This is a genomic window from Pseudoalteromonas nanhaiensis, from assembly GCF_051235485.1.
In the GTDB taxonomy this organism is placed as follows: domain Bacteria; phylum Pseudomonadota; class Gammaproteobacteria; order Enterobacterales; family Alteromonadaceae; genus Pseudoalteromonas; species Pseudoalteromonas lipolytica_C.
This window is the reverse complement of sequence record NZ_JBPNYQ010000002.1, coordinates 320388-343827: the sequence shown is the minus strand read 5'-3', so window position 1 is coordinate 343827 and position 23440 is coordinate 320388. Positions and strand designations below refer to the sequence as shown.

Sequence of the window (23440 nt, the reverse complement as noted above, 5' to 3'; positions counted from 1 at the left end):
CGTTGGAGTGGTAGTTCAGTTGGTTAGAATACCGGCCTGTCACGCCGGGGGTCGCGGGTTCGAGTCCCGTCCACTCCGCCAATTTTCGACAATTTGTAAGTACGCGTTGGAGTGGTAGTTCAGTTGGTTAGAATACCGGCCTGTCACGCCGGGGGTCGCGGGTTCGAGTCCCGTCCACTCCGCCATTTGTTTTCCTCAAACAAATGATTAGATAAGTCTTTACTTCACAACGCACTTTTTAATTATACTTACAACGTATCTCGTATCTCGTATCTCGTATCTCGTATCTCGTATCTCGTATCTCGTATCTCGTATCTCTAAACTCATATTTAGCTAAACAAAGGCCATATGTAGCTTGAGCTTCTTGATATCTTATTGCTTGTGATAGGCGCAGCTCTCACCTCATTTAAGAGTAAACTGACAAGAGTGCATTAATGAGTTGTAGAACCTGACGCGTGTTAGCTGGCGTCAGGATCGCGAGGAATTAAATGAGCAAACTGTTGCTGGTGGATTTGTTCATACAAGGTAGCTGCATAGCTTTGCGCGTCTTGTAATCGGCGCGTACTGATGTGTTTACGAAGGTCGTTAAGAGCTGCGCTTGCAGGCTCATAACCCTGACTACTTGCCAGACTTAGCCACACCGCGCCATGAAATACACTGTGCGGTACACCTTGCCCTTTGATGAAAAACAGCCCCATATAAAATTGTGCCCTATGATTACCTGCCATAGCAGCTAAACGCATCCATTTGGCAGCAAGGGGAGGCTGTTCATTTTTTAAATAATACAAAGCTTTGTTTAGTACGTTTTCAACAGATTGAGTACTTTTATCTGGCGCCGACCCTTTATCGGGTTGGGTTATAAAGGCAAGTACATTATCAAGCTGTTGCTCTAAATCTAAGCCTACTGGCGAATTATCAGACATAGTTTAGTTATTTTCTTGAAATAAAAGACCTTATTAGTTTAGAACATTGCAAGGTAAAATGTCCTCTTATTGAGATAAAATATGATAAAATTAGCCAATTAATCTCAACTTAAAGTTCAATATGTTCGAAAGACTTTTCAAAATCACTGAAAACAACACTTCTGTGCGCCGCGAGACTATTGCTGGCATCACAACATTCATTACCATGGTTTACATTGTATTTGTTAACCCTGCCATGCTAGCAGAAGCGGGAATGGATCAAGGTGCGGCATTCGTAGCAACCTGTATTGCTGCAGCAATTGGCTGTTTTATTATGGGTTTATGGGCAAACTACCCATTAGCACTTGCTCCGGGTATGGGCTTAAACGCCTTCTTCACTTATGGTGTTGTTTTGGGCATGGGCCACACTTGGCAAGCTGCCCTTGGCGCAGTATTTATGTCTGGCTGTATCTTTTTGTGTTTAAGCCTATTTAAGGTGCGAGAGTGGATCATTGATGCGATCCCTCTGGTATTAAAGCGTGCGATTGCCACAGGTATCGGTGCTTTCTTAGCGCTTATTGCATTGAAGAACGCCGGGATTATCGTAGCAAGCCCTGCAACCTTAGTGCAGTTAGGCGACATCACAGCTCCTGGTCCTTTACTGGCTATCTTTAGCTTTTTTGTTATTGCGGCTCTTCTATATCGCGACATGAAAAGCGGCGTGCTAATTAGCATTTTATTGGTTACGGCTATCGCCCTTGGCTTAGACCTTGTGGAGTATCAAGGGATTATTTCAATGCCACCTTCAATTGCGCCAACCTTTATGCAACTGGATTTTGCTGCAGCATTAGAAATTTCAATGTTAACGGTAATCTTTGCCTTCTTATTTGTTGATTTGTTTGACACTTCAGGCACCTTGGTTGCTGTAACGCAAAAGGCAGGTCTTGCTGATGAGCAAGGTAAAATGCCACGCCTAGGTCGTGCGTTAAGTGCCGACAGCACAGCAACGATTGCAGGCTCAATGCTTGGTACTTCAACGACAACGTCATACATTGAATCTGTAGCGGGTGTGTCTGTAGGTGGTCGTACAGGTCTTACAGCTGTTGTTGTGGGTATTTGTTTCTTGTTAATGATGTTCTTTGCACCACTAGCCGGGATGATCCCTGCGTATGCAACGGCAGGTGCGATTTTGTATGTTGCTGTTTTAATGATGCAAAACTTAAAGCTGGTAAATTGGGATGATATGACAGATGCCATTCCAGTGAGCGTGGTATTATTAATGACGCCGTTAACTTTCTCGATTGCGCACGGTATCGCACTGGGTTTTATTTCGTATACTGCGGTGAAGTTGGTATGTGGTAAAAAAGATGAAATCAGTATTAGTGTGTGGGTGTTAACAGCATTGTTTATTGTTAAGTTCGCGTTTTTATCTTAAACACCAACTAAATAAAGTAAGCACAAAGAAAAAGTGGTTTACCACTTTTTCTTTGGTGCGAATAACACGTCTAAGTCGTCTTGCTCTTGCTCTGCTTTTTTCTTAAGTGACGTTGCATTAGATGCTTTCAGTTCAGAGCTTATCGCTTCTAAGTAATTTTCAACTTCTTGTTTTTTACTATTAACATATTCATCGCTGTAACTAACAGATGATAGTGTTGCGAGTGCTTTTTCAAAGTATTGTCTCGCAGAGCCAACCATATTGGCAGAGCGAGCAGACATACCTCGCTTAATTTGGCTTTCGACATTAATACGTAATTGAAGTTTTTCCAGACGTTTATCTTCGGCAACAAAAACTTGGCTATCGACTTTGCCTTTGCCATGTTCAGAGCGAAGTAAGGTACGCAGTTTCTTTATACCCTGGATAAGTGAAATAAGTTGTTTGTCGTTATCTGGTAATACTAACGCTTCTGTGTTGTTGACTTCGAGAGGAGCGGTTAAGCGTTCTTTTGATTCTTTTAAACGATTTTTTAATTCTCTTGAGTTTGGCGAAAGTTGCACCATGCTTGCTAGTGCATCATAAATACGTCGTTGAATAATGCGTAAGGTGTTTTCAGACATAGGGATGTTCGTACTGTTAAGAAGTACATCTTCTGCCTCTTCGATAATTTTTTTTTGTTTTGTTAGTTCTTTGCGGCGCTCAGCTTCTTGTTTTTCTTTGTGTTGCTGCACAGCACTTACCCACAGTGCGATTACGATTAATGCAACAATGAGCATGATGATGATAGAAACAATCATTACTAAATCTCAGTTTTAACTATCTAATTTTTTTATCTTACATTAAAAAGATTAGATCTGGATAGTTTTGCGGTTACTTATCTAGAATAAACTTCTGATGTTTACTACTTTTTAATGAGTATAGCGTTAAAGCAGCATCTTTATTGAATATTTTGCGAGTAAACACGGCTACCGAGCAGTAATTTATTGTGTTAGCCTTAGAAACAATCGATATAAAAGTATAGCGCGATGAAATATCACTTGGCATTGCGCTTTGCAGCCTTTATAAATAAACAATAACAACGTTTACAATGCAGCCATGAAATTACAACAACTCAGATATATAGTCGAAGTCCAAAATCATAAACTAAATGTTTCAGCGACAGCAGAAAGTTTATTTACTTCTCAACCGGGGATCTCAAAGCAGGTACGTATGCTTGAAGATGAGCTCGGCGTACAAATTTTTGGTCGTAGTGGTAAACACCTTACGCACGTAACCAGTGCGGGTAACGAAATTATTAATATTTCACGCGAGATACTATCAAAAGTTGAGGGTATTAAAGCGGTTGCCAATGAACATACTTTACCGGATCAAGGTAAGCTAAATATTGCTACAACACATACCCAAGCACGTTATGCATTACCCAATGTTATTCAGGGCTTTATGAAAAAATACCCAGCAGTATCGTTGCACATGCATCAAGGTACGCCGCAGCAAATTTCGGACGCCGCAGCGCGCGGTGACGCAGACTTTGCCATTGCAACAGAGGCTTTGCATTTATACTCTGATCTAGTGATGCTGCCATGTTATCACTGGAATCGCAGTATCGTTGTTGCAAAAACACATCCACTGGCGCAAAAGGCTGATAACTTAACAGTTGCAGATGTTGCTAAATATCCCCTTATAACTTATGTGTTTGGTTTTACAGGTCGATCTGAATTAGATAAAGCTTTTAATGCTCATGGGCTTGAGCCGCATATTGTATTTACTGCAACGGACGCGGATGTAATCAAAACCTATGTGCGTTTAGGACTTGGGGTGGGGGTTGTAGCATCAATGGCCATTGATCAAGTAACTGATAATGATTTGGTGTGTATTGATGCTAGTCACTTATTTGAAGCAAGCACCACTAAAATTGGTTTTAGAAAAGGCAGTTTCTTACGCAGCTACATGTATGATTTTATTGAGCGTTTTGCACCACACTTAACTAAAGAGTTAGTTGAGCGAGCAAGCTTATTACGTAACCAAGAAGATGTTGATAAGCTCTTCGAAAATATTGAGTTACCAGTAAAATAGAGATAAAAAAGCCGCTTTAAAGCGGCTTTTTTATGTGCTGAAGACGTGCTGTAAATTAACACTCGATGATATTAACCGCCAAGCCACCGCGAGCGGTTTCTTTGTATTTGGTTTTCATATCATTACCTGTGTCGAGCATGGTTTTAATTACCTTATCAAGGGTCACTTTTTGCTCGCCAGAGCCACGCATTGCAAGGCGTGACGCATTGATTGCTTTTATAGCACCCATCGCATTACGTTCAATACACGGTACTTGCACAAGGCCACCAACAGGGTCACAGGTAAGACCTAGATTGTGCTCCATGCCGATTTCAGCAGCGTTCTCAACTTGCACAACATTACCACCCATTATTTCAGTTAGTGCGCCCGCTGCCATTGAGCAAGCAACACCCACTTCGCCTTGGCAACCTACTTCAGCACCCGAAATTGAGGCATTCTTTTTATACAAAATACCAATTGCCGCAGCTGTTAATAAATAACGGGTGGCAATATCTCGGTCTACTTCTTTAATGAAAGTGTGATAATACATCAATACCGCTGGTAAAATACCTGCAGCACCATTGGTTGGTGCAGTAACAACACGGCCGCCAGCTGCATTTTCTTCGTTCACTGCAAGGGCAAATAAATCAACCCAATCCATAGCACGTAATGGATCGTTGTTTACCTCAATATTTAATTTAAGGTGTAAACTAGGTGCACGACGTTTTACTTTTAAGCCGCCCGGTAAGATACCTTCTGTGCGCATACCACGTTCAATACAGGCTTTCATGACTTGCCAAATATTAAACAGCTCATCTTTGATGTCTTTTTCACTACGAAGAGTTTTTTCGTTATGCATCATAAGCGTTGATACACTAAACCCTGATTCGCGACACAGCTCTAATAACTCTTTAGCAGTATTGAATGGATAAGGTGCTGGGTTTTCTTCGCGGATTTCGAGCGCTTTTTGTTTTTCGTTCTCGAACTCTTCATCACTTACGATAAAGCCACCACCGATTGAGTAATACACCTTACTAAAAAGTTTTTCGCCATTTTGGCTCGCAATGATTTCCATCGCATTTGAATGCTTAGGTAATGTTTTACGACGATGGAATACAATCGCACCTTGCTTTGGGAAATTAGCTTTATGGCTTTGGTTTAAGTAAATAACCTGTTCTTTTTCGATTTTCGCGAGAATATCATCGACTAAATCAGCATCAATGGTTTCTGGATCATAACCGGCAAGGCCTAAGATCACGGCTTTACCTGAGCCATGGCCAATGCCCGTTTGGCCTAATGAACCAAACAGCTCTACTTTAATATCGGTGACGTTTGTAAGTATGTTTTTTTCTTCTAATTCGTTTACAAATAAACGCGAAGCGCGCATTGGGCCAACTGTGTGAGATGACGATGGGCCAATACCAATACTAAACATATCGAATGCACTGATCATAATTTGCTACTCATTTTCCTATTAAACGCTATACCTAAAATGTAGTCCCCTTTACATACTTTGCTCAGTAACTTAGGGGAAGGTATATCTGTCTTTGAACGGTGCCACATGATAACGTTTCTATGTGGCTGTGTAACCCTAAAAGCAGGATAATTAAACTGGTAGGGCGAGCTGCTTGATAAAGTTGTTAATTATGCTCGCGGTTGCTCCCCAAAGCAGTCCATGGGGGGTCATCAAACCTTGCAAAGTAATGGTTTTACCATTTCGCTCAAAAGGGAGAGGTTGCCAATTTTGCTGGTTGCTCAAATGTGATATCGGTAGCAAAAAACTGGCGGCCACTTCATTAGGATCTGCTTGCCATGTAGTGCCTTTACTAAGTACACAAACAAATGGTTCAATAGTGAAGCCAGTTAGAGTCGCATACTGGTGTAATTTACCGTGAACAGTCACTTGATGTGTCGCAATGTTGAGCTCTTCATTAAGCTCTCGAAGAGCAGTGTGCATTAAAGTGTCATCTTGCTCTTCATACTTACCACCCGGTAAGCAAATTTCCCCCGGGTGATGAAGTAAATAACTTGGTCGTTTGCACAGCAATAAATGCGCTTCGTCGTTAATATCTAGCAGAGGGAGCATTACTGCACTGGCACGCTTTTCGGCATTTAAGCGAATGGTGGCAGGGCGCTCTGTGGTTTGACTTAAACTAAAGCGGGCAATTATTTGCTGACTATTCAAGGCTTTTACTTCAACTTTTACTTTAATAAAGGCAGTATTTTATTTACTTTATCGTAAGTTTCTTGGTACTCCAAGTCGACCTTTGAATCAGCCACAATGCCACCGCCAGCCCAACAATAGATAGCACCTTGATGGCACACTAAAGTACGAATTGTGATACTGGTATCCATATTGCCACAGGCACTTAAATAGCCAATTGAACCACAATACACACTACGGCGATGTGGTTCGAGCTCTTCTATAATTTCCATAGCGCGAATTTTCGGTGCTCCGGTAATTGAGCCACCCGGGAAAGCGGCATGAATTTGGTCAACGGCATCTTTACCCTCGGCTAATTCTGCGCGCACTGTACTTACTAAATGATGTACCGCAGGAAAGCTTTCAATGGCAAATAGCGAGGGGACGGTTACACTACCAGGACGAGCAACTTTGCCTAAATCGTTGCGTAATAGGTCAACAATCATGACATTTTCTGCACGATCTTTTTCAGATTGTTGTAAGCGAGTTGCTTGCGCTTGGTCTTGTTCAGAGTCAGCTAAGCGTGGCAGGGTTCCTTTAATCGGCTTGGTTTCAATTTGCCCTTGATTTATCGAGATAAAGCGCTCAGGTGAGATAGATAAAATAGCGCCATCTGGGTGATTGATATAGCTTGAAAACGGTGCTTTATTCGCTTCTCGAAGTTGTTTATAGGCTTGCCATGTTGAACCTGAAAACTCAGCTTTGAATCGTTGTGCAAGGTTGATCTGGTAACAGTCACCGCTTTTTAGATAAGCTTGAATTTTCTCGAACTTTTCGCTGTAGCTGGCTTTGCTCATGTTTGACTGCCAGTCGCTTTGCAGCGCAAACTCTGCACTTGCTGGTGTTTCGTTAAGATGCTGCTGGTATAGCGCTAAGCGATTGTGATTTGGCTGACAAACGTAAAACCAGCTTTGTTGTTGCTTATCAAAAATGAGGGCATCAGGATAAAGGCCAACAGCCATTTGCGGCATGTTAATGTCGTTTTCGGCATTACTCGGCATGGTTTCAATCACGCGGCCTAAATCATAACCGAAATAGCCAAGCCAACCACCCGTAAAAGGTAGGTTATTCGTGCTTGGTGCGTGATTAAATTCCTGAAGGCCCGCTTTCATTAAATTAAAACAATCACTCGATTGTTGCTTACCGTCGATAAAGCACTGATTTTCGCGCACCTCTAATTGCTTTAGCGGCGCAATGGCAATGATATCAAAGCGACTATTTACATGTTCACTGTTAGCTGAATCAAGCAACACGGCATGGGGCAAATGAGCAAAATGAGTAAATAGCGCGATGCAATCATCGCTTAAATCTAATTTAATGCACAAATTTTCATCGTTTATCATCTACATTGCCCTGAATAACTAGCCCGAAACGGGCGAGGAGGGTATCATAAGTTAAATTTGATTGGCAGCGTTATGATTTCCTTTATAGTGATGCCATGACTAACCCGTAGAGTAAATCTTCGTCACCGGTTTACTCAGGATCACGTACAGCGCTACGCGATAAAAACTTAAGGAACCCGTAATGAGTACAATTCGTCAGCAAGACTTCATTGATAGCATTGAAGATGCATTGCAATACATTTCTTTTTATCACCCTCTCGATTTCGTACAAGCCTTAGAAAAAGCTTACAACAAAGAGCAAAGCAAAGCGGCAAAAGATGCCATTGCGCAAATTTTAATTAACTCTCGTATGTCTGCTGAAGGTAAACGTCCACTGTGCCAAGATACCGGTATCATTACCTGTTTTGTAAAAGTAGGTATGGATGTTAAGTGGGATAAAACAGACATGACTGTACAGCAAATGGTTGATGAAGGTACACGTCGCGCATACTTAAACCCAGATAACCCGTTACGCGCATCAATTGTTGCAGACCCTGCTGGTACGCGTAAAAACACCAAAGACAATACTCCATCAGTTGTTCATATCGACTTAGTGCCAGGTGCTGAAGTAGAAGTAATGGTGGCAGCGAAGGGCGGCGGCTCAGAAAATAAAACGAAAATGGTTATGCTTAACCCATCTGATGATGTGGCTGCATGGGTTGAAAAAACATTACCAACAATGGGGGCGGGCTGGTGTCCACCTGGCATGCTAGGTATAGGTATTGGTGGTACTGCAGAAAAAGCCGCGGTACTTGCTAAAGAATCATTAATGGATCCGGTTGATATTCATGAGCTGATTGAGCGTGGCGCAGAAACAACTGAAGAAAAAATGCGTATCGATATCTTCGAACGTGCAAACAAATTAGGTATTGGCGCACAAGGTCTGGGTGGTTTAACAACAGTTGTTGACGTGAAAATCAAAACTGCACCGACTCATGCAGCATCAAAACCAGTGGTAATGATCCCGAACTGTGCAGCAACTCGTCACGTTCACTTCACGTTAGATGGTTCAGGCCCAGCTGATCTTAAAGCGCCTAAACTTGAAGATTGGCCAGAAGTTACGTTTGAAGTAGGTGAAGGTACACGTCGTGTTGATTTAAACACACTGACTAAAGAAGACACGCAAGAATGGAAGATGGGTGAAACGGTTCTTCTGTCTGGTACTATTTTAACGGGTCGTGACGCAGCACATAAACGTTTACAAGATATGATCCAATCAGGTGAAGGTTTACCTGAAGGCGTTGATTTTGATAACAAGTTTATCTACTACGTTGGCCCTGTTGATGCAGTGGGTGATGAAGCGGTAGGTCCTGCAGGCCCTACAACTGCAACACGTATGGATAAATTCACTGATATGATGTTAGAAAACACTGGCATCATCGGTATGATTGGTAAAGCAGAGCGTGGTCCTGCAACAGTTGAATCAATCAAGAACAATAAGTCTATTTACTTAATGGCGGTTGGTGGTGCAGCTTACCTTGTATCTAAAGCAATCAAAAAAGCACGTGTAGTGGCTTTTGAAGATTTAGGTATGGAAGCAATCTACGAGTTTGAAGTAGAAGATATGCCAGTAACGGTTGCTGTTGATAGCGAAGGTGCGAATGCGCATACACAAGGCCCTGCTATTTGGAAAGCAAAAATCGAAGAACTTGATGGTAAATTAAAATAATCATCCTGTAAGTCTTTTAATAAAAAACGGCGCATCTGCGCCGTTTTTTTTCAGCTCTGACCAGTCTCGGCTATTTTCTCTGCATGCCCTTAAAAAGCAGATACTACTTGGCTTTATCGGCACATTTTCCTTGTCACTTTTTCTTTACGCTATACTTTACCTTTACGTTCACGTAATAAAGTTGGTGATGTTAATATTTTGTTTTGAATTAACAATGCTCAATTCAAACTTTGGTTGGTATATTTTTTCTTTTATAAGTTGTTTTTTGAGTTGTTATTTCTGTCATTGAACTTTGCTTAGTTTTATCATCTCATATAGTGGTAAGCGAGCATATGAAGTGATAAAGTCTCGGCAATTTCAGCGCTCACACCCCTTAGGGTAAGAAAATTTCGGAGTATTTAACTGTGGCTGTATTTAATAAAGTCGACTTTGATAACCACGAGCAAGTGGTATTTTGTTCAGATAAAGAATCAGGCCTAAAAGCTATTATCGCGGTTCACAATACCAAGTTAGGTCCAGCTGTTGGTGGTTGCAGAATGTGGGATTACACAACAGATGAAGATGCTGTAACAGATGCACTTCGTTTATCAAAAGGTATGACGTATAAAAATGCTGTAGCACGTTTACCATTTGGTGGCGGTAAGTCAGTGATCATCGGTAATGCTAAAGAAATTAAATCAGAGCAACTTTTCCGTGCATTTGGTCGCCAACTAGAGCGTTTAAGCGGTAGCTACTATTCAGCTGAAGATGTAAACATCACCTGTGATGATGTGGCTATCATGAATAAAGAAACCAACTATGTATTAGGCCTTGAAGGTAAAAGTGGCAACCCATCACCATTTACGGCATACGGTACATTCTTAGGTATTAAAGCTGCTTTACAGCATCAACGTGGTCATCAAGACCTCGCTGGCATCAAAGTAGCTGTTCAAGGTTTAGGTGCAGTGGCATATGGCCTTTGTAAGCACCTACATGAAGCGGGCGCAACATTATTTGTAACAGATATCAACGAGCAAGCTGTTGAGCGTGTTGTAAATGACTTCAATGCAACGGCTGTTGGTATTGATGAAATCTATGACTTAGATGTTGATGTTTATGCACCGTGTGCACTGGGCGCAACGGTAAACGATAATACCATCCCTCGCTTAAAAGCAACGATTGTTGCTGGTTGTGCGAATAACCAATTAGCAGAGTCTCGTCACGGTGAGATCATCCGTGAAAAAGGTATCTTATACGCGCCAGATTACGTTATTAACGCTGGTGGTATCATCAACGTTTACTACGAAACTGCGCCAGAAGGTTATAGTGCAGAAGCTTCAACTAAGCACGTTGAAGGTATTTACGATACCTTAACTGAAATCTTTGCTCGCTCAGAGAAAGAACAAAAATCAACACATTTAATTGCCGATGAACTAGCATTAGAAATCATCGAAAACGGTTTATAATTAATTAAATTAGTTGTTCGAAAAGGTGCGCAGGTCGCACCTTTTTTTGTGCTCGTAATTTGTCGCAACTAAGTGACGAAGCCATTTTAACTCGTTAAACTCGATTTTTAATCTTCGAGGGTCTCTTATGGATACAGCACTTTGTGAAATCACACCGATTGATTTAGATTCTTGGCCTCGAAAGCAACATTTTGCTTTTTTCAGTGAATTTTCTTTACCTTATTTTAATGTCTGTGTTTCACTTGATATGGCTGCGCTTTATGAAAAATGTAAAAAATCGCCGTACTCATTTTTTCATACATATGTATACCTTACTTTGGAAGCGTGTCATGACTACGCCCCAATGCGGCAACGTATTATAGATTCTCTACCGGTACAACTGTCATCGGTACGAGGGAGTGTGGTTGAGCTTGCTGATGATGATACGTTCCGATTTAGTTATTTTGAAAAACAGGCGTCGATTGAAGCGTTTTCTAAACATGCTATTGAAGTGGGAAAAAACAGTAAAGTACAAGCTTTTTTCTCTGATGCATTTGCTGCAACAGAAGGGCAGCCAGACCTAATTCATATCTCAGTGCTACCATGGTTAAACTTTACTGGTTTTTCGCATGCGGTAAGTGAAGGTCACGGACTTGGTATTCCTAAGTTTGTATTCGGCCAGTTTGATTCAAAAACTGGAAAAATGCCTCTGTCGATTGACGTTCATCATGCCTTGATGGATGGACTTCATGTAGCGCAGTTTTTAAAGGTACTACAAGAAAAAATTACAAATTTTTGTAATTGATTGTTGCTAAATGTGATTAAAGTAAGTAAAAATTGCAACTAATGTAGTATTTTAGCAATTCGCTTAATTAAGTAAGTTGGTTCCATTCAGGGTTTTGCTTAACCCTGAACCTATAAAACTACATCACTGAAAAGAATGATAATAAATATCAGGGTCTTAGTTTATGGTGCGGGTAGTTAGCTGTATTTTACTTTTCTTGTGTTTCAATGCTTTTGCAGATTCTGCACGCCTCTCTCTCAGTGATTATTTTACCGAGACTTGGAGTACACCGGCAGGCCTTCCACATAACAGCATAAATTCAGTTACACAAACAAATGACGGTTATATTTGGATAGCAACTTGGGAAGGGCTCGCTCGTTTCAATGGTCGTGAATTTAAACTTTTTACCCGTACAGAAATCCCCGGCTTACCTGACTCTGGATTGCGTAGCCTTATTCCGATGGATAATGGTGATTTATATATAGTTGGTGCACGAGGTGGTATTGCACAGCGAACTCACGGGCAATGGCGCGCTTTAGCAACATCGTCAGCTATGATAAATCATGCACTTATAACTCAACAAGGTGAGATTTGGCTTGCCCTCGAAGGAGAGGGGATTGCTTATCGGGCCGCAGAGCATGCACCTGAACAAAAACTACTTGATAAACTGAGTGTTTATCGCTTGTTACAAGACCAAGAGGGCGTTATTTGGGCGGCAACCAGTGATGGCTTGTATCAAATTATAGATAACAAGGTTAGTAAGGTTGGCCGAGATTCAGGGTTGCCGGACGCCTCCGTGTTTACTTTACTACTAACGAATTCGGGTACCTTAATTGTAGGCACCGAAAAAGGTGTATGGAAAAAACAACAAGACAAGTTCACTTCTGTTGACCTCGTCCTTAATAAAGAATCTATCTCTAGCTTACTTGAAGATGCACATGGTGATTTATGGTTTGGTACCATTAATAAAGGGGTGTTTAGGTTAAGTGAATTGGGTTTAGAAAATTTAGCCGCTGACGATGGTTTACCAAATAATCGCATCTTATCGCTAATGCAAGATCGTGAAAAAAGCATTTGGGTCGGAACTAACGCGGGCTTATTTCGATTAAGAGAAGCCCCTTTTACAAATTGGAACAAGAGTAGAGGCCTGGCATCAAATTATGTTCGTACAGTGCTCTCTCACTCAGATGGCAGCTTGTGGGTGGGCAGTAGTAACGGCTTAAATCGTATTGAAAATGGTGAGTTAACAACGCTTGAGCAAGCTAACGACAAAGACCCTTTATCAGTTTTAAGCCTTACCGAAGATAAACAGGGAGGTGTTTGGCTTGGTACTTATACTGCGGGTTTAATGAAAGTTGCAGATAACAAAATTTATCCCGTTAAAAATCGAAGTAATGGTCTTATTAGTAACGAAGTTCGCGCGGTGCTATTTGATTCGTCTGATAACTTGTGGGTTGGGACTGCAGGTGGGTTAACTAAAATAGATACCTCAGGGCAAACATATTCATATACAACAGTCGATGGTTTAGCTGGCGACTTTATCATGGCCCTTGCTGAAGATGCTTATGGCAAGATCTGGATTGGCACAGGCGTTGGCGTATCTATCTTAGATTCAGCTTCTGGACAAATCAGCTCATTAAAATTTCCTGATCAGTTTAGCACTGAGTATGCATTCGGCTTTTATTTGGATGGCGATAAAATGTGGCTCGCCACAGACCGAGGGCTAGTTCGCTACAACCTCAGCACAGATCAAATGAGTTTGTTTGGCCGAGAGCAAGGTTTACCAGTTGATAAACTGTTCCAAGTGATTGAACAAGGTGATTCACTTTGGCTTACCAGTAATCGCGGTGTCATTCAGGTTAACAAAGCACAACTCAATACGTTATTAGATAACCCAGCTAAACCAATGGACGTTTCCATGCAGCTTTATGACGAAGGCGATGGCATGCTAAGTGCGCAAGCGAATGGTGGCTCAAACCCCGCTGCGGTAATACACTCTGATGGTCAAATATGGGTTGCGACCGCTAAGGGCGTTGCTATTGCAGCACCAGAGCGCTTAAAAGCGGCCAGTAAACGCCGTTTATCGACTGTAATAGAAAGTTTTGAGGTAGATGGTAAATCAATCCCTTTGACTTCTGATACTGATTTTATTAGTTTGCCGGCAGGTGTCTCACGAGTGTCTTTTAATTACGCAGGGCTTAGTTTTATTATGCCTGCTCGGCTTAACTATCAAACTCAATTAAGTGGGTACAATCAACAATGGGTAGACCGGGGGCGTCTGACCATTACCGAGTACACAAATTTACCGCCAGGTGAATATACCTTTAAAGTGCGCGCAGGCTACCCAAATAGTGATTGGCAAAATAATGAGCAAGTATTGCATTTTAAAATTGCTCCTTATTTTTGGCAAAAAACCAGCTTTAAGTTATTTATCTTAATTGCCGTTCTTCTTACCGCGTATGTCATTTATAAATATCGACTATATCACTATAAGCGAATTGAAATTGAGTTAACGGAAAAAGTTGAACAGCAAATGCATGAACTAAAAACACAAGCTGATGCATTTGCCCACTTAGCAAACCATGACCAATTAACACAATTACCGAATAGACGCGCCTTTGATAGTTGGTTAGCAAATAACTTTAACCAGTTTCAAAATGAGGATAAAGCGCTCAGTATTGCGATTATGGATATTGATCACTTTAAACAGATTAATGATGATTTCTCTCATTTAATCGGTGATAAGGTGATTTGTGAAATCGCACGATTATTACAAATGAGTTTTCCAGATGAAGGCTATGCTGCACGATGGGGAGGTGAAGAGTTTACCTTACTATTCCCGCACAAAAATGCTGAACAAGCAGCACTGTTGTGTGAAAACATACGTTTACAGATAGCTGACTATGACTTTGCTGATATCGCAACAGGACTATGTGTTACGGTGAGCTTTGGTGTTGCAGATAATTCAAAAGTCACTGACTATGATCGATTACTATCTAATGCAGACAATGCCTTATACAGTGCTAAAAATAGCGGCCGCAACAGGGTTTTCATGCATAATAAGGGTTGCATGACACCAAGTTAAGGTTTTTGAAAATAAAAAGTGTGCAAACAATTGATCTTTTTTGGTTTGCACACATTAAAGTAACAAGACTGTTTTTTAGGCGTTAGTAATGCTAAACCTGTTGTTGTTAGTTTTTTTAATTATATTTATTGTCTGTTACTGGCGCTGGGATGACATCCGTAACCACTTTTGGCAGAAAAAATACCTTAATTACTCCCTCAATGCTCAGCAAAAAAATCTGCTGTTAAACTATATGCCCATCTACCAAAAGATGACGGATGCCGATCGTGAAAAGTTGGAGCGTCACATCGTTTGGTTTTTAAATGAAAAACGCTTTATTGGTTGTGATGGTCTTAAGCTTAATGATGCAATGAAGCTGATTGTAGCGGCAGATGCCTGTGTTTTAGTGCTTAATAAACCGTGGCCATTGTATCGCAATGTAAAAGAGATCCTTTTATACCCAAGCGCGTATTATGCCCCGCAAACTTCTCGTGATAATGCTGGGCTTGTCAGTTATCACAATACCGTGCGTCAAGGTGAATCATGGCCGGGTGGAACCTTGGTATTGAGTTGGCATGATGTCCTTGAGGGGAACCGCTTACCAAGTGATGGACATAATTTAGTATTTCATGAATTTGCCCATCAGCTCGACCAAGAAACCGGTAAAACCACGGGTACACCACTGCTTTCGAGTAACGAAGATTACCAAAAGTGGGCAAAAGTATTTAGCCGCGCGTTTAATCAACTCAAAACCCATTTAGCTTATGGCATGCCGCATGTTATTCATAGCTATGGCGCGACCAATGAGGCAGAGTTTTTTGCTGTTATCACCGAAACCTTCTTAGAAAAACCCGCTGAACTCAGGCAATTTGACCCAGAAATTTATCATTTACTGGTTGGCTTTTATCAGTTTGATCCGATTGCGTGGCATTAGTCGACTATTTACGTCTGTTTAACACGAATCACTGGAATCTTGCTATGCTATTTGGTGCAATCTTAAAAGTGTGCATATAAGCAAAACAATAAAAAGTGAGATTTCAATGAAGAAAATGCTTCATACAGCGCTCGCTGTATCTATTTCACTTGCTCTAACTGGGCAAGTGGCGGCAGCTGAGCAATCAAATGACGACAAGTGGCAGGTGGACGCACCAAAAGGCCAATTCCTAGACGCTAAAATTAGTGTTGAGCAAGGCACGTGGATGAATGTTGATATTAGCCCTGATGGTAAAACAGTGGTGTTTGACCTACTCGGCGATATTTATACCATGCCAATGTCGGGTGGTACTGCAACGCAATTAACCAGTGATATTGCATGGCAAATGCAACCACGCTTTAGCCCTGATGGTAAGCACATTGCGTTTACTTCAGACCAAGGCGGTGGGGACAATATTTGGGTTATGGATGTAAACGGTGAAAACCAAAAGGCAGTAACCAACGAAACATTCCGCTTGTTAAATAGCCCAGCTTGGAGCCCTGATGGCGACTATTTAGTTGCGCGTAAGCACTTTACTGCAAGCCGCTCTTTAGGTGCTGGTGAAGTATGGCTTTACCACAAAGCGGGTGGCAAGGGTGTGCAACTAACTGCACGCGAGAACGACCAAAAAGACTTAGGCGAGCCAATGTTCTCACCTGATGGTCGTTATGTTTATTTCTCTCATGATGCAACGCCGGGTAAAACATTCCATTACTCAAAAGACTCTGTAGCGGGCATTTATAAAATTAAACGCTACGACCGTGAAACCGGCGAGATTGAAACAATTATTGATGGCATGGGTGGGGCTATACGACCGACACCTTCACCAGATGGTAAAAAACTTGCGTATATCAAGCGTGATGATTTCCAAACAAGCTTGTATTTATATGATCTCCATACCGGTGAGCATACAAAGCTTTATGGTGAGCTTGAACGCGATATGCAAGAAACATGGGCTATTCATGGCGTATACCCGACAATTGCTTGGACACCAGACAACGAACAACTGGTATTTTGGGCGGGGGGGTCAATCCATAAGTTAGATGTGGATGATAAGTCTGTCTCGACTATTCCATTTAAAGTTGAAACCAATAAGCAAATTCAAAAAGCAGTGCGCTTTACACAAAACATCGATAGCGATAATTTTGATGTGAAAATGCTGCGTAATGTACAAATTTCACCAGATGGTGAAACAGCTATTTTTGAGGCGCTAGGTCATATTTATAAGCGTGATTTAGAGTCAGGCAAAGTAAAGCGTCTGACTAAGCAAGACGATCACTTTGAATTATTCCCGCAGTTTTCTCGTGATGGTAAGAAGATTGTTTACACCACATGGGATGACAACGAGCAGGGTTCAGTACGTGTTGTGTCTGCACGTGGTGGTCGTGGCGATACTATTACCAAAGAACCAGGTAAATACGTAGAGCCAACATTTAGCCCAGATGGTAAAACGGTTGTTTACCGTAAAGCGTCTGGCGGCAGTATCCTTAATCCGACATGGTCATTAGAGCCAGGTATTTACTCAGTAAGTGCTAAAGGCGGTGATTCAACACTTATCACTAAATCAGGTTATCAGCCGCAGTTTGGTGCAGCGAATGACCGAATTTATGTGATGAGCCCTTGGCCAAAACCAACATTAAGTGTTGTTGAGCTTGAATCAAAACAAGTTCGTAAACTTTACGAATCAGAACATGCAACAGAGTTTAGAGTATCACCAGATGGTCAATACCTAGCGTTTGCAGAGCGTTTTAAAGTATTTGTTACACCATTTGTTGAGCGCGGCAAAACCATTAATATTGGCCCGAAAGATAGCCAATTCCCAATTGAGCAGCTCTCTGTTCGCGCGGGTGAAAACATTAGCTGGAGTGGCACAAGCGATAAACTTTATTGGAGCCTAGGACCAGAGTTATATCATGCAAGCCTAGCGGGTTTATTTGATATTAACCAAAATGCAGAGACTGACTTTAAAGTTAAAAGCGGCGATAACATCGGTTTTACAAAAACCATGGCCGAGCCTAAATCAGTATTTGCGTTAACTGGCGCACGTATTATCACCATGAACGGTGAGCAAGTCATTGAAAACGGCGTTATTGTTACTGATGGTAAGCATATTAAAGCGGTTGGCAGTAAAGACAGTGTTGCTATTCCTAAAGGCGCAGAAGTAATTGATGTAACCGGTAAGACGATTATGCCGGGTATTGTTGATGCGCATGCGCACGGCTCGCAAGGCAGCGATGAGATCATTCCACAGCAAAACTGGAAGAACTTAGCGGGCTTAGCGTTAGGTGTGACAACGATTCACGATCCATCAAACGACACCACTGAGATTTTTGCTGCAAGCGAAATGCAAAAAGCGGGCATGATTGTCGCTCCTCGTATTTTCTCAACGGGTACCATTTTATATGGTGCGAATATGCCAGGTTATACATCGCATATTGACTCGTTAGAAGATGCTAAATTCCACCTTGAGCGTTTAAAGAAAGTAGGGGCGTTTAGTGTTAAATCATATAACCAACCACGTCGTGAACAGCGCCAGCAAGTTATTGAAGCAGGCCGCGAACTTGAAATGATGGTTGTGCCAGAAGGCGGTTCATTACTACAGCACAACTTAACCATGGTAGTTGATGGTCATACGGGTATTGAACACTCAATTCCTGTTGCCAATATCTACGATGATATTCGCCAGCTTTGGTCACAAAGTGATGTAGGTTATACGCCGACACTGGGTGTAGCATACGGTGGTATTTGGGGGGAAAATTATTGGTACGATAAGACCGATGTGTGGAATCACCCGCGCTTAAGTAAGTTTGTACCAAAGAATCAGCTTTTACCTCGCTCAATGCGCCGTGTTAAGGCTCCCGATCATCACTATAACCACTTTAACAATGCCCGTGTTGCAAAAGAGCTGCAAGACTTAGGTGTGTTAGTAAACCTAGGTGCTCACGGTCAACGTGAGGGGTTAGCAGCACATTGGGAAATTTGGATGTTTGCGCAAGGTGGTATGACGCCACTTCAAGCAATTCGTGCAGCAACGTTAGACCCTGCTAAATACATTGGCCTTGATAAAAATATCGGTTCTCTAGAGCCGGGTAAACTTGCCGATTTAATTGTTATTGACGGTAACCCGCTAACTAACATTCGTGATACAGATAAAATTGATTACACCATGATCAATGGTCGTTTATTTGATGCTGCAACCATGAACGAAGTGGGTGAGAAAAAACGCGAAAAGTTATATTTTGAAGAAATCTAACAAAGCGACAATCTAAACTGAAAGTGGCCATTGTGCCGCTTTTTATTGTTTTAAATAAGGAAATTGTTTAACTCCTACTAGTTTTGCTTGGCAGATCATGCCCTCAACAAGTGTCATCAAATAGTGGCTCTGTGAGTTTAGCTGCGAACTTTCCATGTTATTGCACGCTGATAAACGCTGTTTTATTAACTGCTGTACCGCCATTTTATGCTCTTTGCAGGCTTGATTAATTGGACTTGCAGGATCAGCAAATTCAGCAGCAGTGTTAATAAATAAACAGCCATTGAAATCACCTAATTCAGTTACTTCAGAATTAAACCAAGCTTCATGGCAGCTGATCAACGTTGCTTTAAACTCTTCAAAAGTGGTTTGCTTGCTGGTGGCATGCGTTAACCAATTTAAAAACCTTTTATGTCGCTCACTAAGGCACGCGAGTAACAATTCATCTTTACTTGCGAAATGGTGGTACATGGTTTTTTTGGCGACACCCGCCACACTAATGATTTCGTTTATTCCCACACTATGAATGCCTTTTTGATAAAAAAGTGACAAGGCGGTCAAAATAATATGTGTTCGTTTATCCATAACAAGGCCTCAATTGGTGATTAATGATAGCTTGACAGAAGTAGACCGACTTGTCTACTATCTGGCGGGTAGACAAGTCGGTCTACTTTTCGGAGGGTTTATGGATAATAAAGTAAGCAAAGCGGCCATTGCGGGTATATTTGCTTGTATGGCAATTTTTGTATTGGCCTATTTACAGCAATTAGGACATTACGGTGTGTGGTTGATGGCACCCTTTGGAGCAACAGCGGTGCTAGTGTTTGGTGTGCCACACAGTCCGCTTGCGAAAGCGAAAAATGTTATCGGTGGACATCTTTTGACTGCATTAATCGGTGTTGTATTTGTAAATTATGCCGGTGTAGGGCCTGTTGAAATTGCTATAGCAACAGGACTGGCAATTAGCCTTATGATGTTGACAGATACAGTACATCCAGCGGCAGGCGCAAACCCAATTTTGATAATGCAATCTATGCAAAGCTGGGATTTTTTAGTGATGCCCGTATTAATCGGAACGGTATTTATTGTGTTGTTTGGCTATTTAAGCCAATGGATATTAAGCAATCAATTAAATAGTCATAAAAAAACCGCTAACGAGTAGCGGTTTTTTAAAATGAATGAGTGTAATGAGATTACACAACACCACGCGGTAAACGACAATCGTGGTCTTTTTCAGCTAGGTTAACAATCCAAAGCTCTTCAGCTTTGTAACCATCATCGTTTGCTGTAACAACAGTAAACGGTGCTTTCTTAGCTGTTTTAGCCGGTGCAGCGGTTTTAGTTTTGGTTTTTTTCGCTGGTGCTTTTGGTGCTTCTTCTGCTTTAGGCTCAGCTGTTTTACCAGAAGTGAGCTCTTCAGTCAGCGCTGCAACATCAGCAAGGCGCAAGTTTTTGCCACCATCGATGCTATACCAACCAGGTTTTGTAGTGATTTCAGGTTTCTTACCATTCGCTGCTTCGTATGCTGCTTCGAAGGCATTTAACACTTCTGTTTTGTCTAGTTTGCTCATCAGAGACCCTATACGTTGTAAACACAGATTAAGAATATATATTTATACCTATTTTCAGCTTACTTTTCAATTTTTTGCGATTTTCCTTCCATTTTTCACTCATAAACGCCAAAATTTGCACAAAATAGAGGGTTGAAGGACGATTTTCATATGCAACGCAAACAATTTACTCAATTATTAAACGATATTCTTAAACCTGATTCTATCGCTGACTTTTGCCCAAACGGCTTACAAGTTGAAGGGGCGAGCGAGGTAAAAAAAATAGTGACGGGTGTCACAGCAAGCCAAGCATTGATTGATGCCGCTATTGCAGAAAATGCAGATACGATTTTGGTACATCATGGCTATTTCTGGAAAGGAGAGTCGCAGCCAATCACGGGCATGAAAAAACGCCGCATAGCAGCGCTTTTAAATAATGATATTAATTTATATGGCTATCACTTACCGCTAGATATTCATCCTGACATTGGTAATAACGCACAATTGGCAAATTTACTTGGTATTGAGTTCACTGGTGGGCTTGAATCTGGTCCAAATAGTGTGCCGGTAAAAGGGCGTTTAAAAACCCCACTAAGCGGTGAAGAATTTGCCGATAAAATTGCGAAAGTACTTAACAGAGCACCATTAACTAGTTTGGTCAGAAAAGAAAAAATCGAAACCATCGCTTGGTGCACCGGGGGTGGCCAAGGGTATATTGATTTAGCGGCTGCTCAAGGGATTGATGCTTATCTTACTGGTGAGGCCTCTGAGCAAACGATTCATAGTTCACGCGAGCAAGGCATCGACTTTTTTGCAGCAGGACACCATGCTACTGAGCGTTATGGCATTAAAGCCTTAGGCGAACTTTTAGCTGAGCAGCATGGTTTTGATGTAACGTTTATCGATATCGACAATCCAGTCTGATTAAGTCTATAGCGCCTCTGGATCAATCCAGCGGCGCACACTTACCCAAGCACTGCCAATTTTTTCATGAGCGACTCTGGTAACGGCAACCAGTACATCATCATCTGGTATAAACTGCTTATACGTCGGATACTGACTAAAATCTTGGAAGTCAGTTGCAGCAGGGATCACATCAACACCTTGTGCATTAAATAAATCTTTCGCTCGCGGCATATGGCTTGCTGAGGTGACTAGGGCTGTTTTTTTATCGACCAAATAAATGGCGAGTCGCTTCGCTTCTTCAGCGGTATCCATAGCGAGGGGATTTTGCTTAATTCGGGAGCCTTTAATGCCGAGCGCTTTTGCTGTTTCAAACATGAGCTGGCTATTGGTGGTGTTAGCAAAACCGCCCCCTGATACATAGAGAGTGGCGTTTGGGTAGTGGTGGGCAAGCTTAACACCTTCAAGTAATCGAGCAAGCGCACAATCGCCTAACTGGTGATTAGCGGCAAGGCGAGAGTTGGGCATTATAGAGCAGCCAAGTACCACAATATTATCGAGTTTAGGGTGTTTTGCTTGGTTAAATTGCCATGCAGGGTTATTGCTTGCAGCTATCAGTGACTGACCAATAAATGGCGTGCTTATCAGCATTAAAGTTAAAATGCTAACAAAGCCCAAATAGAGTGCTTTGCGTTTATGGGTAATGGCTAAAAATACCATCACTAAAGTAAGCAGCCCGAGCAACGGCAGGGGCATTAATAATGAGCCAATGATCTTTTTAATTTCAAACATGTATCAGCATTATTGTTTGTAACAGATGCAGCTATGTTAATTATTTTGCCTTTCTTTAGCGACCGTTATTTTGCTTACACGTATTTAAAAAGTGGCGATAAACAGGGTTATCTTTCATATTCTTTTTCATCGCTAAATACATAGGGCGAGTAAGGCCAAGTGCACCTAACGGAATCGACTTAATGAGTCCTTGGCTTTCATAAGGGGTGACTAGCCAATCTGGTAAAGCTGCAACACCCATTCCAGCGCTCACTAATTGGAAAATCAATAAACCTTGGTCAACAGTTTTAAGCGTGCCATCAAAGCGTGCATTTTGAATAAAATGTTTAAAGATATCTTGGCGCTCTCGCGGGATAGGGTACGAAATAATAGTTTCGTTTTTTAAATCAAGGGCGGTGACATAGGCTTTTTTTGCCAACTCATGATCCGGTGCAACGATTAATTTTAATTTAAAATCAAACAGGTGAGCATACTCAAGCTGATCGGGTTCACGAATATCAGAAGTCAGCACAAGATCTAACTCATCATTAATTAAATCTGGAATGGCGTCATAACTAAAGCCGCGCTCATAATCAATTTTGATATCAGGCCAAAAGTTATTAAATTCTTTGATAGTTGGTAGCAACCAATGAAAGCATGCATGACACTCAACACTTAAACGTAAATTTGAAATTGGCTGATTCAGGCTTTCTTTTAAACGACACTTTGTCGCTTCAACTCTCGGTAAAACCTCATTAGCAAGCTCCAGCAGTAACATGCCTTGCGGTGTAAAACGCACAGGCTGCGTCTTACGTTCGAACAGTTGGCAATCTAGCTTATTCTCGAGATCTTTAATTTGATGTGATAAAGCCGATTGAGTTAAAAACAACTCGCGGGCTGTATTGACCAAAGAGCCTGTCTCTTTAAGGGTCGCTATGGTTTTTAGGTGCTTTATATCAATCATCTTTAAAAAATCTCATGAAAAATGTGAGCCAAACTCAGATTACGAACATAGTACGCTTAAGAATTTGTTTTTTCAACGTCTAGACGTCTAAAATTCGTGGTTACTTTAACT

Annotated in this window: 19 protein-coding genes and 2 tRNA genes; 12 read left to right on the top strand and 9 right to left on the bottom strand. The window is 41.5% G+C overall.

Annotated features, from left to right (window positions below; translation table 11 throughout):
• The first annotated feature begins 4 nt into the window (after positions 1-4).
• Positions 5-81 (top strand) — tRNA-Asp (locus tag ACSFVZ_RS03825).
• Positions 82-108: 27 nt separating this feature from the next.
• Positions 109-185, top strand: a tRNA-Asp gene (locus ACSFVZ_RS03820).
• A gap of 273 nt (positions 186-458) precedes the next feature.
• On the opposite strand, the gene ACSFVZ_RS03815 is transcribed toward ACSFVZ_RS03820, so the two are convergent.
• A complete protein-coding gene (locus ACSFVZ_RS03815; RefSeq protein WP_435558147.1) occupies positions 459-923 on the bottom strand; it encodes an SEL1-like repeat protein in 465 nt (154 codons plus the stop codon).
• 121 nt (positions 924-1044) lie between these two features.
• On the opposite strand from ACSFVZ_RS03815, the gene ACSFVZ_RS03810 reads away from it, so the two are divergent.
• Positions 1045-2337 carry an NCS2 family permease gene (locus tag ACSFVZ_RS03810; RefSeq protein ID WP_435558146.1) on the top strand — a complete coding sequence of 431 codons (1293 nt, stop codon included), beginning with the start codon at positions 1045-1047 and terminating at the stop codon, positions 2335-2337.
• A 38-nt stretch (positions 2338-2375) separates the two neighbouring features.
• Here the strand turns inward: ACSFVZ_RS03810 and ACSFVZ_RS03805 are convergent, their stop codons facing one another.
• Positions 2376-3134, bottom strand: coding sequence for a hypothetical protein (locus tag ACSFVZ_RS03805; protein WP_135924162.1), 759 nt, complete (start codon positions 3132-3134; stop codon positions 2376-2378).
• 298 nt (positions 3135-3432) lie between these two features.
• On the opposite strand from ACSFVZ_RS03805, the gene cysB reads away from it, so the two are divergent.
• Positions 3433-4410, top strand: coding sequence for an HTH-type transcriptional regulator CysB (gene cysB / locus ACSFVZ_RS03800; RefSeq protein WP_135924163.1), 978 nt, complete (start codon positions 3433-3435; stop codon positions 4408-4410).
• Positions 4411-4465: 55 nt separating this feature from the next.
• Here the strand turns inward: cysB and ACSFVZ_RS03795 are convergent, their stop codons facing one another.
• From ACSFVZ_RS03795 to pabB, 3 genes are all read right to left on the bottom strand, one after another.
• Positions 4466-5842, bottom strand: coding sequence for an L-serine ammonia-lyase (locus ACSFVZ_RS03795; protein WP_135924164.1), 1377 nt, complete (start codon positions 5840-5842; stop codon positions 4466-4468).
• A 153-nt stretch (positions 5843-5995) separates the two neighbouring features.
• Positions 5996-6574 carry an NUDIX hydrolase gene (locus tag ACSFVZ_RS03790; RefSeq protein ID WP_435558145.1) on the bottom strand — a complete coding sequence of 193 codons (579 nt, stop codon included), beginning with the start codon at positions 6572-6574 and terminating at the stop codon, positions 5996-5998.
• Positions 6575-6591: 17 nt separating this feature from the next.
• Positions 6592-7935: an aminodeoxychorismate synthase component I gene (pabB, locus tag ACSFVZ_RS03785; RefSeq protein WP_435558144.1), complete on the bottom strand. Its 1344-nt coding sequence runs from the start codon at positions 7933-7935 to the stop codon at positions 6592-6594.
• 181 nt (positions 7936-8116) lie between these two features.
• On the opposite strand from pabB, the gene ACSFVZ_RS03780 reads away from it, so the two are divergent.
• The 6 genes from ACSFVZ_RS03780 (at position 8117) to ACSFVZ_RS03755 (ending at position 19141) form a co-directional block, all read left to right on the top strand.
• On the top strand, positions 8117-9643 hold the full coding sequence (locus tag ACSFVZ_RS03780) for a fumarate hydratase (RefSeq protein WP_062570698.1): 1527 nt from the start codon (positions 8117-8119) through the stop codon (positions 9641-9643).
• Between the two features lie 404 nt (positions 9644-10047).
• The gene (locus tag ACSFVZ_RS03775) at positions 10048-11088 is read left to right on the top strand and encodes a Leu/Phe/Val dehydrogenase (RefSeq protein WP_435558143.1); all 1041 of its coding nucleotides are present in this window, start codon (positions 10048-10050) and stop codon (positions 11086-11088) included.
• 127 nt (positions 11089-11215) lie between these two features.
• Positions 11216-11872 carry a CatA-like O-acetyltransferase gene (locus ACSFVZ_RS03770; RefSeq protein ID WP_168246727.1) on the top strand — a complete coding sequence of 219 codons (657 nt, stop codon included), beginning with the start codon at positions 11216-11218 and terminating at the stop codon, positions 11870-11872.
• A gap of 163 nt (positions 11873-12035) precedes the next feature.
• A complete protein-coding gene (locus tag ACSFVZ_RS03765) occupies positions 12036-14936 on the top strand; it encodes a ligand-binding sensor domain-containing protein (RefSeq protein ID WP_435558142.1) in 2901 nt (966 codons plus the stop codon).
• Between the two features lie 88 nt (positions 14937-15024).
• The gene (locus tag ACSFVZ_RS03760; protein ID WP_435558141.1) at positions 15025-15849 is read left to right on the top strand and encodes a M90 family metallopeptidase; all 825 of its coding nucleotides are present in this window, start codon (positions 15025-15027) and stop codon (positions 15847-15849) included.
• Positions 15850-15955: 106 nt separating this feature from the next.
• Positions 15956-19141 carry an amidohydrolase family protein gene (locus ACSFVZ_RS03755; protein ID WP_435558140.1) on the top strand — a complete coding sequence of 1062 codons (3186 nt, stop codon included), beginning with the start codon at positions 15956-15958 and terminating at the stop codon, positions 19139-19141.
• A 42-nt stretch (positions 19142-19183) separates the two neighbouring features.
• Here the strand turns inward: ACSFVZ_RS03755 and ACSFVZ_RS03750 are convergent, their stop codons facing one another.
• Positions 19184-19726 (bottom strand): TetR/AcrR family transcriptional regulator, encoded by a 543-nt coding sequence (locus ACSFVZ_RS03750; RefSeq protein WP_435558139.1) that lies wholly within the window; start codon positions 19724-19726, stop codon positions 19184-19186.
• A gap of 100 nt (positions 19727-19826) precedes the next feature.
• On the opposite strand from ACSFVZ_RS03750, the gene ACSFVZ_RS03745 reads away from it, so the two are divergent.
• Positions 19827-20303, top strand: a complete 477-nt coding sequence (locus ACSFVZ_RS03745) for an HPP family protein (RefSeq protein ID WP_435558138.1) — start codon at positions 19827-19829, stop codon at positions 20301-20303.
• A 31-nt stretch (positions 20304-20334) separates the two neighbouring features.
• Here the strand turns inward: ACSFVZ_RS03745 and ACSFVZ_RS03740 are convergent, their stop codons facing one another.
• On the bottom strand, positions 20335-20712 hold the full coding sequence (locus ACSFVZ_RS03740) for a hypothetical protein (RefSeq protein ID WP_063706001.1): 378 nt from the start codon (positions 20710-20712) through the stop codon (positions 20335-20337).
• A 150-nt stretch (positions 20713-20862) separates the two neighbouring features.
• On the opposite strand from ACSFVZ_RS03740, the gene ACSFVZ_RS03735 reads away from it, so the two are divergent.
• Positions 20863-21615, top strand: a complete 753-nt coding sequence (locus ACSFVZ_RS03735) for a Nif3-like dinuclear metal center hexameric protein (RefSeq protein ID WP_138556787.1) — start codon at positions 20863-20865, stop codon at positions 21613-21615.
• 6 nt (positions 21616-21621) lie between these two features.
• On the opposite strand, the gene ACSFVZ_RS03730 is transcribed toward ACSFVZ_RS03735, so the two are convergent.
• The gene (locus ACSFVZ_RS03730; RefSeq protein WP_435558137.1) at positions 21622-22386 is read right to left on the bottom strand and encodes a YdcF family protein; all 765 of its coding nucleotides are present in this window, start codon (positions 22384-22386) and stop codon (positions 21622-21624) included.
• Positions 22387-22441: 55 nt separating this feature from the next.
• Positions 22442-23329 (bottom strand): LysR substrate-binding domain-containing protein, encoded by an 888-nt coding sequence (locus tag ACSFVZ_RS03725; protein WP_054551603.1) that lies wholly within the window; start codon positions 23327-23329, stop codon positions 22442-22444.
• Positions 23330-23440: the final 111 nt, after the last annotated feature.